Genomic DNA, 17,727 nt, shown 5'->3' on the forward strand with positions numbered 1-17,727 from the left:
GTGTGGCTCGGTCCAACGACGAGGTCGCCGCGTTGTTCCAGGAGTACGCGGATCTGATCTCGATCACCGGAGGAGACGCGTTCAGGGCGCGTACCTACGAGAAGGCCGCCCGGTCGATCGGCGGCTATCACGCCGACGTGTCCACGCTCGACGTCAAGGGGCTCCAGGAGATCCCCAACGTCGGCAAGTCGACCGCCCAGAAGATCATTGAGTACTTCGCCACCGGCCAGGTGTCCGCCGTCGAGGAACTGCGCGCCAAGATCCCCGCCGGGGTCCGGCAGCTGACGGCGATCCCCACACTCGGCCCGAAGAAGGCCCTGGTCCTCTACGAGGAGCTGGGCATCTCCACCACCGAGGAGCTGGCGGACGCCATCCACGAGGAGCGGCTGCGCGACCTGAAGGGCTTCGGGCCGAAGACCGAGGAGAACATCCTGCACGGCATCTCCCTGCTGCAGTCCTCGGGCGACCGGGTCCTGATCGACGTCGCCATGAGCCTCGCCGAGGACATCGTCGCCGAGATGTCGCAGGTCACCGGCTGCAAGCGGTGCTCCTACGCCGGGTCGCTGCGCCGCGTCCGCGAGACGATCGGCGACATCGACATCCTCGTGGCGGCACAGCGGGCGGAGCCGGTGATGCGGGCCTTCACCGAGCTGTCGTACGTCTCGGAGGTCATCGCGCACGGCGAGAAGAAGACGTCGATCCGCACCAGCAAGGGCCTCCAGGTGGATCTGCGCGTCGTACCGCCGGACTCCTGGGGCGCGGCCATGCAGTACTTCACCGGTTCCAAGGCGCACAACATCCGCACCCGGGAGATGGCAGTCCACCAGAAGCTCAAGCTCTCCGAGTACGGGCTCTTCGACGCCGAGAGCGGCAAGAAGATCGTCTCCGAGACCGAGGAGGACGTGTACGCCCGCCTCGGCCTGCCCTGGATCCCGCCGACCCTGCGCGAGGACCGCGGCGAGATCGAGGCCGGGCTGCGCGGCGAGCTGCCCGACCTGGTCCAGGAGGAGGACATCCGGGGCGATCTGCACACCCACACCGACCTCACCGACGGGCTCGCCTCGCTGGAGGAGATGGTGGCCGCGGCCGCCGAGCGCGGCTACGCCTACTACGCCGTCACCGACCACGGCCCCGACATGGCCATGCAGCGGATGACCGACGAACGGATCCTGGCCCAGCGCGAACGCGTCCGCGAGCTCGACCGTGAGTACGGCAAGGGCGGCAAGCGGGGTGGCATGCGGGTGCTGCACGGAGCGGAGCTGAACATCGGCCCGGACGGGGACGTCGACTGGCCGGCGGAGTTCCTCTCCGGCTTCGACCTGTGCGTGGCCTCGGTCCACTCGCACTTCAACCAGGGCCGCGAGGCGATGACCCGGCGGATCGTCCGGGCCTGCGAGAACCCGCACGTCAACATCATCGGCCACCCCACCACCCGCATCATCGGCAAGCGCCCCGCCGTCGACGCCGACCTCGACGCGGTTTTCGCCGCCTGCGCGCGCACCGGCACGGCCCTGGAGATCAACTCCCACCCCGACCGGCTCGACCTGCGCGACGAGGACATCCTGCGGGCCAGGCGGCACGGAGTGAAGTTCGCCGTCGACAGCGACGCACACGCCGTCATCCACCTGGCCAACCTGCGTTACGGCGTGGGCACGGCACAGCGCGGCTGGCTCACCAAGGACGACGTGATCAACACCTGGCCGCTGCCCCGGCTGCGGCGCTTCCTGGACAAGGGCCGCTCCTCAAAGCCGAGTTGAAGCACGCCACGGTCCGGGGCAGGCCGGTGATCTTCGTCCGTTTGAGCCGGGGCCGAGAAGGGCAGCGTGCCGACGGTGGGCGGAAGCCGTACGGGTCAGGCTTTGCCCATGTCGCCGCAGAGGGGTTGTCCTGACATTAGGTCCCTGCCTAGGGTCGCCCTCGTAGTGCAAGCGCTTTCTGAAGCGGGCTGTCCGCCGGCCGTCCGAGGAGAACTGCATGTCCCCAAGCCCCGCCCGCCGCCGCGTCGCCGTGATCGGCACCGGCGCCATCGTCAGCGGCAGCCATCTCCCCGCACTGAGACACCACGAGGACCGGGTGGAGCTGGTCGCCGCTGTCGATGTGGACCAGGCCCGGCTGGACGCCTTCCGGCAGCTCGCGGGCGAGGAGGTCGCCGGGTACACCTCGACGGACGACATGCTGGACGCCGTACGCCCCGACCTGGTCCTGATCGGCACGCCGCCCTCGCTGCACCGGGAGCAGACGGTCACCGCGCTCAAGGCGGGCGCCTGGGTGCTGTGCGAGAAGCCGCTGTGCCTGTCGCTCGCCGAGTACGACGACATCGCGGCGGCCGAGGAGGCGTCGGGGGCGTACGCGTCGGTGATCTTCCAGCACCGATACGGCTCCGGTGCCGTGCACGCCCGTGAGCTGATCGCGAGCGGTGAGCTGGGCGCCCCGCTGGTCGCGCACTGCCAGACGACCTGGCACCGGGACGCCGCGTACTACGCGGTGCCGTGGCGCGGCAAGTGGGCCAGCGAGGGCGGCGGGCCCACCATGGGGCACGGCATCCACCAGTTCGACCTGCTGCTGCATCTGCTCGGCCCGTGGGCGGAGGTGCGGGCCATGGCCGCGCGCCTGGTCCACGACACGGAGAGCGAGGACGTCTCGACGGCGCTCGTCCGGTTCGAGAACGGCGCCCTGGCCACCGTCGTCAACAGCGTGCTGTCCCCGCACGAGGTCAGCCGCATCCGCATCGACTGCGCCGACGCCACGGTCGAGCTCACCCACCTGTACGGCCACCGCAACGACGACTGGGTCTACACCCCCGCCCCGCACGTTCCGTCCGAGCGTGCGACCGCCTGGCGTACCCCGGCCGCGGACCTGCCCAGCTCGCACACGGCGCAGCTCGGCGCCCTCCTCGACGCCTACGACAACGGTGTCCGGCCGCCCGGCAGCGGCCCGGACGCCCGGGCCACCCTCGACTTCGCCGCCGCCCTCTACAAGGCCGCGTTCACGGGCCGCCCGGTGCTCGCGGGCGAGATCGCGCCCGGCGACCCCTTCTACCCGGCCATGCACGGCGACCACCCCCACTGGGCCCCCAAGGAGCGCGCATGAGCATCCGCGTCACCCACGCGCACGGCGACCACATCGCGGTGACGGCAGCGAACGGCACCGAGATCCTGCGGTACGTCTACCGCCCCGACCCGGAGGCGTTCGAGTCCCGCAAGCCCTACGCCCACCCCGTGCGCACCCTCGCCGGGCACACCGTGACCGGTTACCGGCCCAACGACCACCGCTGGCACAAGGGCCTGCAGATGACCGCGAGCCATCTGTCCGGGCAGAACTTCTGGGGCGGCAACTGCTATGTGCACGGCCAGGGTTACCTGCCGCTGCCGGAGCGGGTCGGCTCGATGCGGCACGACGGCTTCCCGGTGTTCGCGGTCGAGGACGACCGGCTCACCATCGCCGAGGAGCTCACCTGGGTGGAGAACGGCGGTGAGGAGTGGGCGCGGGAGCTGCGCGGCATCACCGTCCACTCGGTGGACGAGGAGGCGGGCGCCTGGGCCCTGGACTGGGCGATCAAGCTCACCAACATCCGTGACGAGCCACTCGCGTTCGGCTCCCCGACGACCGCGGGCCGTGAGATGGCCGGCTACACCGGTTTGCAGTGGCGTGGCCCGCGCGACTTCACCGGCGGCACCGTCTTCGCCCCGGACTCCGACGCGGACGCCGAGAAGCTGATGGGCAGCCAGGGGCCTTGGCTCGCGTTCACCACCGAGCACGACGACGTCGACGCACACTCCACCCTCGTGTTCGCGCACGCGCCCGAGAACCTGGACGAGCAGTCCGCGATCCACGAGTCGCACTGGTTCGTGCGCTCCGAGCCGATCCCGACGGTGGCGTTCTCCTGGGCGTTCTTCGAGGAGTTCGAGCTGCCGCCCGGCGAGTCATTCGCGTACCGCTACCGCCTCGTCTTCGCCGACGGGTCCTGGGACCGGGAGCGGGTGGCCGCTCACCTGGAGGGGCTGCCGTGGTGAAGCCGGCCCTTCCGCACCCCCTGCCCGGCGCCGTCGGCCTGTCCCATCTCAGCGCCTACGACTGGGAGGCCGCCGACGGCGTGTGCGGCGGCAGCCCGCATCTGCATCTGGTGTGCACGGAGGCGTACGTCGTCACGGGCGGCCGGGGCGCCGTGCAGACGCTGAGCCCGGACGGCTACCGGAACATCCCGCTGGAGCCCGGCTCGGTCGCCTGGTTCACGCCCGGGACCGTGCACCGGATGGTCCAGGGCGGTGATCTGCGCATCACCGTGCTGATGCAGAACAGCGGACTGCCGGAGGCCGGGGACGCCGTCTTCACCTTCCCGCCCGAGGTGCTCGCCGACCCCGAGAAGTACGCGGCCGCTTCTGTACTCCCGTCCGGCACCGGCCCGGAGACCGCCGCTGCCGCGCGGCGCCGCAGGGACCTCGCCGTCGAGGGCTACCTCGCCCTGCGCGAGTCGCTCGTCGCCGGGGACGACGGCCCGTATCTGGAGTTCCAGCGCGCCGCCGCCCGGCTGGTGCGCGCCAAGGTGCCGAACTGGCGGGAGTTGTGGCGGGCGGGCGCGCTGGCCACGGCCGAACACACGGGCGCCCAGCTGGACGCGCTGGAGGCGGGCGAGCCGGCGTACCTCGCCGACGCGACCGCGCACGAGGCCGGGCCCACCAGGCTCGGCGGGTTCGGGATGTGCGGTCGCCGGGACGAGTACAACCTGCCGGGGATCACGCTGCCGTACCAAGGCGAGTAGCAGGCTCAGGGGGGCCGGAGGGGGGCCAACGGAAAGACCGAGGAGAAGAGAGGTGACCTCGGCATGCCCGGACACAGGACAAAGGGGTTCTGCGCATCGGCCGCCGCACTCGTGCTCTGCGCGGTGCTGGCCGGCTGCGGAGGATCCGGGGTGTCGGTCGGCGGACCGCGTGCGCGGTGTTGCGGCGCGCGGGAGAGGGGCAACCGGCCACCGTCGGGCGGTATTTCGGGCTCCTGAGACGGCGGCTGCGGGCCGGGGACCTGGCGGCGGGCGCGGCCGCCATAGCCGGCGCGGCGCTGTTCGCCGCCGACCTGGCGCTGGCTCGGGCCGGGCTGCCCGGGGCGCCGCTGTTCGTGGTCGTCGCCGCCGGGATCGGTGCCGCCGCCCTGGTGGTGGGCCTCCGAGCCTGTGCGCGCCCCGAGGCGCTCAGCGACTGGACGGCGGCCCTGCGCGCGGCTGCGCGGGACGCCGTGCGGGATGCCGGCGGTAGCGCGTTGGTGCTGCTCGCTGTGGCGACCGCCGCCCTGTGCGCCTGGATGCTGCTGCCGCTGGCGTTCCTCGCCCCCGGGCCGTTGGCACTGGCACTGACCGCCGTTCATCTCCGACTGACTGTCATATCCGAGAATTAAGCGCTGATTTGCGTGCACGCGGTGTGAGGAGACGTTCGCGGCGTCAATCATCTTGGCATGAACCTGCGGCCCGACGGGCGGGCCGCAGCCTCATGGAGGTGTGGAATGCCCCGCACACTCGCCACCGGTCTCGCCGCCTCAGCCCTCTCCCTCGCCACCGTCTTCGCCACCGCCTCGGCCGTCGATGCCGCCCCCGCCGACAAGCCCCAGGTACTGGCCGGTTGGACCCAGACCAGCGTTTCCAGCTACAACGCCTGGGTCGCCGCCCGCAACAACCAGTCTTCGTGGTCCTCGTACGGGTTCGACTGGTCCACGGACTACTGCTCCTCCTCGCCCGACAACCCCTTCGGCTTCCCCTTCTCCACGTCCTGTGCCCGGCACGACTTCGGCTACCGCAACTACAAGGCGCTGGGCACGTTCAGCGCCAACAAGTCCCGCCTCGACAGCGCCTTCTACGAGGACCTCAAGCGTGTGTGCGCGAACTACAGTGGTGCGAAGAGGAGCGCGTGCAACAGCACGGCATGGACGTACTACCAGGCCGTGAAGGCCTTCGGCTGAGACACCCACAACATCTGAAAGGGGGCGCCGCGGGTGCGGTGCCCCCTGTTTTCGTGACGAATCAGCTCGCCGCCGCCCGGAACGACCGCAGCCTCAGCGAGTTGCCCACGACGAAGACCGACGAGAAGGCCATGGCCGCTCCGGCGATCATCGGGTTGAGCAGTCCGGCCGCGGCGAGCGGCAGGGCGGCGACGTTGTAGGCGAAGGCCCAGAACAGGTTCGACCGGATGGTGCCGAGCGTCCTGCGGGCGAGCCGGATCGCGTCGGCGGCGACGCGCAGGTCACCGCGGACCAGGGTGAGGTCGCCGGCCTCGATCGCGGCGTCCGTGCCGGTGCCCATCGCGAGCCCCAGGTCGGCCTGTGCCAGGGCGGCCGCGTCGTTCACGCCGTCGCCGACCATCGCGACCGAACGGCCCTCGCCCTGCAGCCGCTTGACGACATCGGCCTTGTCCTGCGGCAGCACCTCGGCGATGACGTCCTCGGGTGCGATACCGACCTCGCGGGCGACGGCGTCGGCGACGGCCTTGTTGTCGCCGGTCAGCAGGATCGGGGTGAGGCCGAGGGCACGCAGCCGGCGGATCGCCTCCGGGCTGGTCTCCTTCACCGCGTCGGCGACCTCCAGGACCGCCCGCGCCTCCCCGTCCCAGGCGACCGCGATGGCCGTACGACCGGACGCTTCGGCCTCGGACTTGGCGCGCCGCAGGTCCTCCGGCAGCTCCATCGCCCTCCCCCACTCCCGGCTTCGCTCGAGCGGGGGGACCCCCATTGCCAGCAGCCGCTCCCGGCCCACCAGGACGGCGTGCCCGTCGACGATGCCCTGCACGCCGAGACCCGGCACGTTCGCGAAGTCCTCGGGCGTCGGCAGTGACCCCAGCTTCTCCAGTGCGGCGTCGGCCACCGCACGGGCGATCGGGTGCTCGGAGGAGTGCTCCAACGCGCCCGCGAGCCGCAGGACTTCGGCCTCGTCGGCGCCCGCGGCGGTGTGCACGGCCAGCAGGGTCATCCGGCCCGTGGTCACCGTGCCCGTCTTGTCGAGGACGATCGTGTCGACCTTGCGCGTGGACTCCAGCACCTCGGGGCCCTTGATCAGGATGCCGAGCTGGGCGCCCCGTCCGGTGCCCACCATCAGCGCGGTCGGCGTGGCCAGGCCCAGGGCGCACGGGCAGGCGATGATCAGTACGGCGACCGCGGCGGTGAAGGCGGCGGCCGGTCCGGCGCCGTTGCCGAGCCAGAAGCCGAGAGTGCCGAGCGCGAGGGCGATGACGACCGGCACGAAGACGGCGGAGATCCGGTCCGCGAGCCGCTGCGCCGCGGCCTTGCCGTTCTGCGCGTCCTCCACCAGCCTGGCCATCCGGGCGAGCTGGGTGTCGGCGCCCACCCGCGTGGCCTCGACGACGAGGCGGCCGCCCGCGTTGAGCGTGGCGCCGGTGACCGGGTCGCCCTCGGCGACCTCGACCGGCACGGACTCGCCGGTGAGCATCGAGGCGTCCACAGCCGACGAACCCTCGACGACCGTCCCGTCGGTGGCGATCTTCTCGCCGGGACGCACGAGGAAACGGTCGCCGACTTTCAACTCAGAGACGGGGATGGCCCGTTCGGTGCCGTCGGCGCGCAGGACGGTGACGTCCTTGGCGCCCAGTTCCAGCAGCGCCTTGAGCGCGGCGCCCGCCTTGCGCTTGGAGCGGGCCTCGAAGTAGCGCCCGGCCAGGATGAAGGCGGTGACTCCGGCGGCCGCCTCCAGATAGATGTTCCCGGAGCCGTCACTGCGCGAGATGGTCAGCTCGAAGGGGTGCGTCATGCCGGGCTCGCCCGCGCTGCCGAGGAACAGCGCCCACAGCGACCACAGGAACGCGGCCGACGTGCCGACCGATATCAGCGTGTCCATCGTGGCGGCGCCGTGCCGCAGATTGGTGAACGCCGCCTTGTGGAAGGGCCATGCCGCATACGTCACGGCGGGCGCCGCCAGGGTCAGGGACAGCCACTGCCAGTACTCGAACTGCAGGGCGGGGACCATGGCCATCGCGATGACGGGCACGGCCAGCGTCACGGCAGTGACCAACCGCTGCCGCAGGGGCCGCAGTTCATCGTCCTCAGGGCTGTGCTCGGGGGCGTCCTGCACGGGTGGCGCCGGTTCCTGCGCGGTGTACCCGGTCGCCTCGACGGTGGCGATCAGGTCCTGGACGGAGACTTCGCCGCCGTAGCTGACCTTGGCCTTCTCGGTGGCGTAGTTGACGGTGGCGGTCACCCCGTCCATGCGGTTCAGCTTCTTCTCGATGCGCGCCGCGCACGAGGCGCAGGTCATGCCTCCGATGGCGAGTTCTACCTCGGTGGTGGGGTGGGAAGCGGTGGTGGTCATCGCTGCTCCTCGTGCGGGGTGGGGTCCGGAGCCCGGTTCGGCCGGTGCGGCCGGGCGCCGGGCCCGGACGGTTCGGGGCGGGTCAGGCGGCGCGGCCGGTCAGCTCGTAGCCGGCCTCGTCGACGACCTCGGCGATGCGGGCGTCGTCGGGCTCGGCGGTGCTGGTGACGGTGACCTGGCCGGTCGCGAGATCGACGCCCACCTCGGTGACGCCGTCCAGCTCGCCGATGACCTTGGTGAGCGTGGCCTTGCAGTGGCCGCAGCTCATACCGGAGACGGCGTAGGTGGTCGTGGACATGGGTCCTCCCGGGTGTGCGGTTGCTTGTCGGCCCCATGGGCACCCCATACGGGGCGGGGGTATGCTTGCCGGAGTCCTGTATACCCCCGGGGGGTAGCGGATGGCAAGGGGGATCGGGCTTGACTTGATACCCCCCAGGGGTATTGTGAGCTGTGTCGAGAGCTCATACGCCTTCCTTGCGGAGGGCCTGACCCACAGGAGACCGTCATGCATGCCGGACTCAAGATCACCGCGTTCGCCGCCGCGCTGGCCGCGACCTTCGGCACCGCCTACGGCGTGGGCAAGGGCCTCGATCCCGTCGTCGAGGAGCCCGCGCCGGCCCGCCACGACAGCCACAGCGAGGCGTCGTCGTCACCGGAGGGAGGCGGCGGCCACGGCGGGCACGAGACCGAGCCGGCCGGCGGGCTGCAGATCTCCGAGGGCGGCTACACCCTCGACCTGAGGACCCCGAGCGTCACCGCCGGGACCCGCTCCGACCTGCGCTTCGTCATCCGCGACAGCGGCGGCCGACCCGTCACCGCCTACCAGCGCGAGCACGAGAAGGAACTCCACCTCATCGTGGCCTCACGCGATCTGGTCACCTATCGCCATCTGCACCCCACCCGCGCCGCCGACGGCACCTGGAGGATTCCGGTCGAGCTGCCCCGCGCGGGCGGCTACCGCGTCTTCGCCGACTTCACCCCGGCGAAGAAGGGTGCCGAGAACCTCACCCTGGGCGCCGACCTGGCAGCCGCGGGCTCCTACCAGCCGCAGAAGCTGCCCGCGCCGGACTCCACCGTGAAGATCGACGGCTACGAGGTCCGCATCGACGGCGGACTGCGCCCGGGCAAGGCGAGTGAGCTGAAGCTGAACGTCTCGCGGGGCGGCCGCCCGGTCACGAACCTCCAGCCCTACCTCGGTGCCTACGGCCATTTGGTCGCCCTGCGCTCCGGCGACCTCGCCTACCTCCACGTCCACCCGAACGGCGAGCCCGGCGACGGCACGACGAAGCCCGGCCCGGAGATCTCGTTCACGGCCACGGCGCCGAGCAGCGGCACGTACCGTCTGTTCCTCGACTTCAAGCACGAGGGCGAGGTGCACACCGCGGCGTTCACGGTCAGGGCCGGCGCCTCGGCCACCGCGCAGGAGCCGAAGGAAGGGACCGCGCCGGAATCCGCGCACGAGGAAGCCCCTGGGCACGGGCACTGACGTGGCCGCCCCTCAGATCCGTCCCGCCCGTCGCTGCCGACGCAGCAGGAGCCCCAGATACACCCCGCCGACGACCGCCGTGACCACCCCGACCGGCAACTGGGCCGTCTCATGGATGCGCTGGGACGCGAAGTCCGCCGTCACCACGAGGAAGGCGCCGGTGCAGGTGGCCGCCAGGAGGTTGGGGCCGGGGGCCCGGGTGAGCCGGCGGGCCAGTTGCGGGGCGATGAGGGCCACGAAGGGGATGGGGCCGGCCGCGGCGGTGGCGACCGCGCAGGCCGCCGTGGCCAGCACCAGCAGGACGAGCCGGGTGCGCTGCACGGGCACCCCGAGGCCGCCCGCCACGTCGTCGCCCATCTCCAGGATCTTCAGCCTGCTCGCGGTGAGCGCCACCAGGGGCAGTACGACGAGCAGGCCGAGGGCGGCGGGGCGTACGTCCGCCCAACTCCGGCCGTTGAGGCTGCCGTTGAGCCACACCATCGCCTGGGCGGCCTGAGTGAAGCGGGCCTTGGCCAAGAGGTAGGCGTTCACGCCCTGGAGCAGGGCGCTCACCCCGATGCCGACCAGCACCAGCCGGTAGCCGTGGATGCCCTGCCGCCAAGCCAGCAGATACACGAGGACGGCGGTCGCCAGTCCGCCGCCCACCGCCCCGACCGCGACCTGCCCGCCGGTGCCGCCGACGAGCAGGACGACCAGCAGGCCCCCGGTGGCCGAACCGTAGGTGAAGCCCACGATGTCCGGGCTGCCCAGCGGATTGCGGGTCAGGCTCTGGAAGAGGGCGCCGCTCAGGCCGAGCGCCGCGCCGACCAGGATGCCGGTCAGCAGGCGGGGCAGCCGCAGGCCGTTGATCACGAAGTCGGTGCGCGGGCTGCCGTTGTCCAGCAGGGTGCGGACCACGTCCGCCGGGGAGATCGTGTACTCGCCGGTGCCGAGCGCGAGGACGCCGACTCCCGCGGTGGCGGCCAGTACCAGCACGCAGACCGTCACCGCGCGCACGTCCACCCGCAGGGAGAACCGGTGCGAGCGGCTCCGTACGACATGCGAACGGGGGCGCAGGCCGGTACCCCCGGCCGGTGCCTGGGTCGTCATGCGGTCACCGCCCTGCGGTAGCGGACCAGGGCGATGAACACGGGTGCGCCGACCACGGCGGTGACCACGCCCGCGTCGAGCTCGTCGGGCCGTACGGCGACCCGGCCGAGGACGTCCGCGAAGAGCAGCAAGGCGGGCGCCAGGAGCAGGGACAGCGGCAGCGTCCAGCGCTGGTCGGCTCCGACGAGCATGCGGGCGATGTGCGGGACGGCGAGGCCGACGAAGACCAGCGGCCCGACGGCCGAGGTGGCCGCGCCGCACAGCAGCGTCATGGCCGCGAGGCCGAGGAAGCGCGTCCGGTCCACATGGGCGCCCAGCGCCCGGGCGCCGTCGTCACCCAGGGCGAGCGCGTTCAGCGGCCGCACCAGCGCCAGCGCGAGTACCAGGCCCACGACGACGAACGGCGTGATCGTCGTCAGGGTCTCGTCGTCGGCCCGGGCCAGCGAACCCACGCTCCAGAACCGCAGTTGGTCCAGGGCCTGCGCGTCGAGGAGCATCAGGGTCTGGCTGATGCCGGTGAACACGGCGGCGATCACCGCACCGCCGAGCGCGAGCCGCTCCGGAGTGGCCCCGCCGCGGCCGCCCGAGGCCAGCGAGTACACCAGCAACCCCGCCACCACCGCGCCCAGCATGGCGAACCACACCGACGCCCACAGGCTCGTGATGCCGAGGGCCGTGATGGACAGCACCACCCCGGTGGCCGCGCCCGCGTTGATGCCGAGCAGTCCCGGATCGGCCAGCGGATTGCGGGTGAGCGCCTGGATGAGCGCGCCCGCGACGCCGAGCGCGGCGCCGGCCGCGATGCCCGCCAGGGTGCGCGGCACCCGGACGTCCCAGATGACGGAGGCCGCGGTCGACCCGTCGTCGTGGAGCAGCGCGTCCAGCACGACGTCCGGCGACAGGGCGCGCGAACCGACCGCGAGGCTGAGCACCGCGGCGGTGAGCAGCAGGACCAGGGCGCCGAGCACGGCGAGGGCCCGGATGGAGTTCCGTCGCCTGGGGGACTGCTTGTCCGTCCGTACAGGAGGGGCCGTACCGGCCTCAGTTGCCACCAATGCCCTCCGCGCGGAGGCGGTCGGCGATCAGCCGGCCGAGCGCCTTTTTGTCGATCTTGCCTACCGAGGTCCGGGGAAAGGCCTCGACGACCTCCACCCGGTCGGGGAGCTTATACGCGGCCACGCCCCGCTCGGTGAGGAAAGCGGCCAACTCCCTTTGTCCCGGCGCCTGTCCGCGTGGAACGAGGTAGGCGCAGGTGCGCTCGCCCATAGTCTCGTCCGGCATGCCGACCACGGCCGCGTCGTGCACGCCGGGGTGGGCGAGGATGTGGTTCTCCAGTTCCTCGGCGGAGATCTTGTCGCCCCCCCGGTTGATCTGGTCCTTGGCCCGGCCTTCGACGACGAGATGCCCGGAGGGCAGGATGCGGACGAGGTCGCCGGTGCGGTAGTAGCCGTCGGTGGTGAAGGCGCGGGTGTTGTGCTCGGGGGCGCGGTAGTAGCCGCGCAGGGTGTAGGGGCCGCGGGTGAGCAACTCACCGGTCTCGCCCGGGAGTACGTCACGGTCCTCTTCGTCGACCACGCGGAGTTCGTCGGCGGGGGACAGCGGGCGGCCCTGGGTGCCGATCACCAGCTCGGGCGGATCGTCGAGCCGGGTGTAGTTGAGCAGGCCCTCGGCCATGCCGAACACCTGCTGGAGCGTGCAGCCGAGCGCCGGTTCGACCCGGGCGGCGGGTTCGGCGCCCAGCTTGGAGCCGCCCACCTGGAGCAGGCTCAGCGAGGAGAGGTCGGCCTCCTCCCACTCCACCGCGTCCAGCCACAGCAGCGCGATCGGCGGGACCACCGCGGTGGCGGTGACCTGCTCCCGCTCGACCAGTGCGAAGGCGTCCTCGGGGCTCGGTGTGGGGGAGAGCACGACGGTGCCGCCCGCCATCAGCGTGCCGAGCAGACCGGGGCAGGCCAGCGCGAAGTTGTGCGCGGTCGGCAGCACCACCAGGTAGACGGTGTCGCGGTCGAATCCGCAGACCCCGGCGCTGGCGCGGACGTTGTACGTGTAGTCGTCGTGCGTGCGCGGGATGAGCTTCGGCTTGCCGGTAGTACCGCCGGACAGCAGCAGCACGGCCACGTCGCCCGGGTCGGGCACGGGCAGCGGGACCGGGTCGGCGTCGACCTCGGCGAGCGCCGTGAACTCCGCGGCGTCGCCAGCCACCAGAACGTGCTCGACGCCGGACACGGCCTTGCGCAGGGACCGGGCGAGGACACGGTGGTCGAAGCCGTCGTGGAGGTCCGGGATCGCGTACGCCGTCGCGCCGGACACCTCGGCGACATGGACGATCTCGCTCTCGCGATGCGCGGGCAGGGTGAGCACCGGTATCGCGCCCGCCCTCAGCAGCGCGAAGAAGAGCACCACGAAGGCGTCGGTGTTGGGCAGTTGGACCACCACGCGGTCGCCGTCGCCGATGCCGAGCCGCCGCAGTCCGGCGGCCATGCGGTCGGCGCGCAGATCGAGTTCGGCGTACGTCCACCGGTTTCCGTCGGCGTCGACGAGCGCGGTCCGGCGCGGGGCCCGCTCGGCGCTCTCCCGCAGCAGCCGGTCCAGCGGCCGCCCTTGCCAGTAGCCCTCTGCGCGGTACTTCTCGGCCAGCGGTTTCGGCCAGGGCACCCAACCATCGAGCATGATCGACTCCCGCCTGCTGTTTAGGAAAGGCTTGCCTAATCATTCATCGGGGTCAAGCCTGCAGGGGTGATCTGGACGCCGCCGTGCCGCGGGGGCTAGGGTCGGTACTGATTAGGTTAGGTTAACCTAACTCCAGGGAGGTAGGTCCTTGCTGCGTTACCGGAGCGCGGAGACGGAACTGCCGGGAGACCCCGTCCAGTTGGCGGCGCAACTGGCGGAGTCGGGCTTGTTCGACCCCTACGTCATCTACGAACAGAACGGCGACGTCTGGTTCGCCGGAGGCGCGCTCGGCGAGATCCTGGTCGACCGCTCCGAGATCCGCCGCCGCTGGCTCGCCGAGGAGACCGCAGCCCCACTGGGACCGCATCCGCTGCGCCAAGTCCAGCAGGAACTCGACCGGTTGCCCGTGGCGGACTGGAACGCCTACGGCTGGATGGCGTTCGAGTTCTCCCATCTCCACGCCGGCCGCCCCGACCGGGCCGGCGACGACGACCTGCTCCATCTGCTCGTCCCGCACACCGAAGTGAGGCTCCGTCAGCAAGCGGTCCTCATCCGCAGCGCGGACCAGGAGACGCTGGACGCGCTGCTCGGGTTACTCGGCCGCGCCGACACGCACCGCACCGCCGTACCCCGCCCCCTCGACGTCTCGGACGGCGAAGGCCGCTACCCCGACATGGTGGCGCAGGCCATCGAGGAGATACGGACGTCGGACCTGCAGAAGGTCATCCTCTCCCGGTCCATCGACGTGCCCTTCCCGGTCGACTTCGTCGGCACCTACGTCCACGGCCGCTCGCACAACACCCCCGCCCGCTCCTTCCTGTTGAACCTCGGCGGGCGCCGGGTCGCCGGTTTCAGCCCCGAGACCGTCGCCGAGGTCAGCGCGGACGGCGAGGTCGTCACCCAGCCGCTCGCCGGCACCCGGGCCCGCGGTTTCGGCGAGCAGGAGGACGAGCGTCTGCGCGCCGAACTCCTCGCCGACCCCAAGGAGATCTCCGAACACGTGCTGTCGGTCAAGCTCGCGGAGGAGGAGATGGCCACCGTCTGCCGGCCGGGCACGGTCTCGGTGCGCGACCTGCTGAGCGTCCGCCGGCGCGGCAGCGTGCAGCACCTCGGCTCCAGCGTGCACGGACTGCTGGCCGACTCCGCCACCGCCTGGGACGTCCTGCGCGCGGTGTTCCCCGCCGTGACCGCATCCGGGATCCCCAAGGCCCCGGCCTACGACTGCATCGCCCGGCTCGAGAAGGAACCGCGCGGCATCTACAGCGGGGCCGTGCTGCGGGCCGGCAGTGACGGAGCCCTCGACGCGGCCCTGGTGCTGCGCAGCATCTTCGAGGAGGACGGCCGCACCTGGCTGCGGGCCGGCGCCGGCATCCTCGCCGGGTCGACCCCGGCCCGGGAGCTGGAGGAGACCTGCGAGAAACTGCGCAGCGTCGCCCCCTACGTCGTCCCCGCACAGGGTTAGGGGCGGGCGTGCGACTGGGAGAAGTGGTCGTCGACGTAGCGCCGTTGCGCGACGGCAGAAACTTTCGGCTGGTCTTCGCCACCCAGGCGATCTCCATGGTCGGCACCCACCTCACCTCGGTGGCGGCCAGCCTGCAGGTCTACCACCTCACCGGATCCTCGGTCCAAGTCGGCCTGATGAGCCTGGTGTTGGGTCTTTCACTGCTGGTCGGCCTGATCACGGGCGGCCTGCTCGCCGACCGGGTCGACCGGCGCAGGGTCATGCTCGTCACCCGGGCCGTGACCGCGGTGGTGATCGCGGGGCTCGCGGTGAACGCGGCACTGCCCGACCCGCAGGTGTGGTTCGTCTTTGTGGCGGCCGTACTGGCAGGCTTCACCGCCGGGCTGGGCGGCCCGGCGCTGATGGCCGCCACACCGGCCCTCGTGGCGCCCGGGCAACTGGCCGCCGCGGGTGCGCTGACGACGCTCACCGCCCAGCTGGGCGGCATGGTCGGACCGTCCCTCGCGGGCGTGATCGCGGCCGGGCCCGGCATCGCCTGGTGCTTCGCGATCGACGCGGCCATATACGTCATTGGACTCGCCCTCCTCGCCCCGCTGCCGAAGCTCGCCCCCGAAGGGCCCGCCGAGGCGCAGCATCCGCTGAAGGCGATGGGGGAGGGGCTGCGCTTCCTGCGCGGCAACCAGGTCGTGGCCGGACTGCTGCTGATCGACGTGTGCGCGGTGGTCTTCGCGATGCCGTACGCGCTCTTCCCCGAACTCGGCACCGAGCACTTCGGCGGCGGCCCGTCCACCGTCGGACTGCTCTACACCGCCCCCGCGGTCGGCTCCTTCTTCGGCGCCCTGACCAGCGGCTGGACGGGCCGGGTGCACCACACGGGACGGGCGCTGATCGGCGCGGTCGCGGTGTGGGGCGTGGCGATCACCTGCTTCGGCCTGAGCCCGAACCTGTGGCTCGCTCTGGCCTTCCTCGCCCTGGCCGGCCTCGGCGACACCGCCTCGGAGATCCTGCGCCGCGCCCTGCTCCAGCACTACACACCCGACCGTCTCCAGGGCCGGGTCGGCAGCCTGTGGCTCGCCCAGGCCACCGCCGGTCCCTCCGTCGGCAACGTCGAGGCGGGCCTGGTGGCCAGGGCGCTCGGGTCGTCGAGCGGGGCCGTGGTGGTCGGCGGGCTGGTCTGCCTGGCGGGCGTGGGGGCCCTCGCCCTGGCCATGCCGGGACTGCGGAAGGCCACGCTCAGCCGGCCTCCGGACACCGGCGGGGACGACCGGGCGGCGCCCGCCGAAGCCTCTCCGGCGGCCGACTGACACGGCCTCGTACGACGCGGCCTCGCACGACAGGGCGGAGAACCATGCCGAGCGCGCGGATCAACGGAATCCGGCTCCACTACGAGGACGCCGGCGAGGGCGAACCGGTGGTCCTGGTGATGGGCCAGGGCGCCGGCGGGCGGGCCTGGCACCTCCACCAGGTGCCGGCCCTGGTCGACGCCGGGTACCGGGCCGTCACCTTCCACAACCGGGGCGTTCCGCCGACCGACGAGTGCCCGGAAGGCTTCACCGTCGACGACCTGGTGGCGGACACGGCGGGCCTGGCCGAGCATCTCGGTCTCGCGCCGTGCCGGTTCGTCGGCGTCTCCATGGGGGCGTACGTCGTCCAGGAACTGATGCTGGCGCGGCCCCGACTCGTCCAGCAGGGCGTGCTGATGGCCACCCGCGGCCGCACGGACGTCCTGCGCGCCGCGATGGCGGAGGCCGAACGCGCCCTGCACGACAGCGGGCTGGAGCTCCCGCCCGCCTACACCGCCTGGATCCGCGCTCTGCAGAACCTGTCCCCGGCCACCCTGGACGACGACCGGCAGATCCAGGACTGGCTGGAGCTCTTCGAGTTCTCACCGCAGCACCAAGGGCCCGGTGTGCGGGCCCAGTTGGACCTGGTGGTGCCGGAAGGCCGACTCGAGGCCTACCGGGCCATTGACGTGCCCTGCCTGGTCGTCGGCTTCGCGGACGACGTCGTCCTCCCGCCGCACTTGGGGCGCGAGGTCGCCGACGCCATCCCCGGTGCCGTCTACCAGGAGATCAAGGGCTGCGGCCATTACGGCTATCTGGAGCGGCCGGACGAAGTGAACCGGGTGCTCCTGGAGTTCTTCCGCGACGGTTCTTCCCTGCCCGGTTCTTCCCTGCCCGGTCCTTCCGCACCGGCTTCTTCCGCACCCGGGCGATGTTGATTTAGGTTAGCCTCACCTAAGTAGTCTCCTCAGGGGGTCATGGTGCACCGCACCTTGCTGAACGGCAAGATCCACCGAGCCACCGTCACCCAGGCAGATCTGCACTACGTGGGATCCCTGACGATCGATCAGGACCTCATGGAGGCCGCCGACATCGTCGAGGGCGAAGCGGTCCAGGTCGTCGACATCGACAACGGCGCCCGGCTGACCACCTACGCCATCACCGGCGAACGCGGCAGCGGCGTCATCGGGATCAACGGCGCCGCCGCCCATCTCGTCCACCCCGGACACCTGGTGATCATCATGTCCTTCGCCGCCCTCGCCGAGTCGGAGCGCGCCACCCACCGGCCGCGCGTCGTCCACGTCGACAAGGCCAACCGCATCGTCGCGCTCGGCACCGACCCCGCCCAACCGGTGCCCGACGCGCCCGACCAGTTCTCCGGAGCCTTCACCCGCCCCGCGCCACGCCAGGCCGCCGAGCACGAGAGGAACTGAGC

At 71.8% G+C, this 17,727-nt stretch carries 16 protein-coding genes; 11 read left to right on the top strand and 5 right to left on the bottom strand.

The genetic code is table 11. The annotated features are described in order from the left end of the window. Positions 1–2: 2 nt before the first annotated feature. The 6 genes from polX (at position 3) to ACZ7L6_RS07300 (ending at position 5,946) form a co-directional block, all read left to right on the top strand. Positions 3–1,757 (top strand): DNA polymerase/3'-5' exonuclease PolX, encoded by a 1,755-nt coding sequence (polX, locus tag ACZ7L6_RS07275; RefSeq protein ID WP_471920995.1) that lies wholly within the window; start codon positions 3–5, stop codon positions 1,755–1,757. Between the two features lie 217 nt (positions 1,758–1,974). Next, positions 1,975–3,090 (top strand): Gfo/Idh/MocA family protein, encoded by a 1,116-nt coding sequence (locus tag ACZ7L6_RS07280; protein WP_471920996.1) that lies wholly within the window; start codon positions 1,975–1,977, stop codon positions 3,088–3,090. Further along, entirely contained in the window at positions 3,087–4,013 is a 927-nt protein-coding gene (locus ACZ7L6_RS07285) for a DUF6807 domain-containing protein (protein ID WP_471920997.1), read from the top strand. Before ACZ7L6_RS07280 ends, ACZ7L6_RS07285 begins: the two co-directional genes overlap by 4 nt. Continuing rightward, entirely contained in the window at positions 4,007–4,759 is a 753-nt protein-coding gene (locus tag ACZ7L6_RS07290) for a cupin domain-containing protein (RefSeq protein ID WP_471920998.1), read from the top strand. The genes ACZ7L6_RS07285 and ACZ7L6_RS07290 overlap by 7 nt, the downstream gene beginning before the upstream one ends. A 176-nt stretch (positions 4,760–4,935) precedes the next feature. Further along, positions 4,936–5,388, top strand: a complete 453-nt coding sequence (locus ACZ7L6_RS07295; protein ID WP_471920999.1) for a hypothetical protein — start codon at positions 4,936–4,938, stop codon at positions 5,386–5,388. A gap of 105 nt (positions 5,389–5,493) precedes the next feature. Next, the gene (locus ACZ7L6_RS07300; RefSeq protein ID WP_471921000.1) at positions 5,494–5,946 is read left to right on the top strand and encodes a phospholipase; all 453 of its coding nucleotides are present in this window, start codon (positions 5,494–5,496) and stop codon (positions 5,944–5,946) included. A 61-nt stretch (positions 5,947–6,007) separates the two neighbouring features. On the opposite strand, the gene ACZ7L6_RS07305 is transcribed toward ACZ7L6_RS07300, so the two are convergent. After that, complete coding sequence (locus ACZ7L6_RS07305) at positions 6,008–8,302, bottom strand: heavy metal translocating P-type ATPase (protein ID WP_471921001.1); 2,295 nt, start codon at positions 8,300–8,302, stop codon at positions 6,008–6,010. Positions 8,303–8,384: 82 nt separating this feature from the next. Further along, positions 8,385–8,600, bottom strand: coding sequence for a heavy-metal-associated domain-containing protein (locus ACZ7L6_RS07310; protein WP_471921002.1), 216 nt, complete (start codon positions 8,598–8,600; stop codon positions 8,385–8,387). 207 nt (positions 8,601–8,807) lie between these two features. Between ACZ7L6_RS07310 and ACZ7L6_RS07315 the strand changes: the two genes are divergently transcribed. Beyond that, entirely contained in the window at positions 8,808–9,788 is a 981-nt protein-coding gene (locus tag ACZ7L6_RS07315; RefSeq protein ID WP_471921003.1) for a hypothetical protein, read from the top strand. A 12-nt stretch (positions 9,789–9,800) separates the two neighbouring features. Here ACZ7L6_RS07315 and ACZ7L6_RS07320 read toward each other — a convergent pair whose 3' ends face one another. From ACZ7L6_RS07320 to ACZ7L6_RS07330, 3 genes are read right to left on the bottom strand one after another with little or no spacing between them, the layout of a single operon-like run. After that, positions 9,801–10,877: a FecCD family ABC transporter permease gene (locus ACZ7L6_RS07320; RefSeq protein WP_471921004.1), complete on the bottom strand. Its 1,077-nt coding sequence runs from the start codon at positions 10,875–10,877 to the stop codon at positions 9,801–9,803. After that, entirely contained in the window at positions 10,874–11,929 is a 1,056-nt protein-coding gene (locus tag ACZ7L6_RS07325; protein WP_471921005.1) for a FecCD family ABC transporter permease, read from the bottom strand. The genes ACZ7L6_RS07320 and ACZ7L6_RS07325 overlap by 4 nt, the downstream gene beginning before the upstream one ends. After that, positions 11,919–13,547: a (2,3-dihydroxybenzoyl)adenylate synthase gene (locus ACZ7L6_RS07330; protein WP_471921006.1), complete on the bottom strand. Its 1,629-nt coding sequence runs from the start codon at positions 13,545–13,547 to the stop codon at positions 11,919–11,921. The genes ACZ7L6_RS07325 and ACZ7L6_RS07330 overlap by 11 nt, the downstream gene beginning before the upstream one ends. 148 nt (positions 13,548–13,695) lie before the next feature. Between ACZ7L6_RS07330 and ACZ7L6_RS07335 the strand changes: the two genes are divergently transcribed. From ACZ7L6_RS07335 to panD, 4 genes are read left to right on the top strand one after another with little or no spacing between them, the layout of a single operon-like run. Further along, positions 13,696–15,009: a salicylate synthase gene (locus tag ACZ7L6_RS07335; protein WP_471921007.1), complete on the top strand. Its 1,314-nt coding sequence runs from the start codon at positions 13,696–13,698 to the stop codon at positions 15,007–15,009. A gap of 8 nt (positions 15,010–15,017) precedes the next feature. Continuing rightward, entirely contained in the window at positions 15,018–16,313 is a 1,296-nt protein-coding gene (gene entS, locus ACZ7L6_RS07340) for an enterobactin transporter EntS (RefSeq protein WP_471921008.1), read from the top strand. A 44-nt stretch (positions 16,314–16,357) separates the two neighbouring features. Then, positions 16,358–17,230, top strand: coding sequence for an alpha/beta fold hydrolase (locus tag ACZ7L6_RS07345; RefSeq protein ID WP_471921009.1), 873 nt, complete (start codon positions 16,358–16,360; stop codon positions 17,228–17,230). A gap of 39 nt (positions 17,231–17,269) precedes the next feature. Further along, positions 17,270–17,725, top strand: coding sequence for an aspartate 1-decarboxylase (gene panD, locus ACZ7L6_RS07350; protein WP_471921010.1), 456 nt, complete (start codon positions 17,270–17,272; stop codon positions 17,723–17,725). Positions 17,726–17,727: the final 2 nt, after the last annotated feature.

Source organism: Streptomyces sp. NPDC107522 (assembly GCF_055657525.1).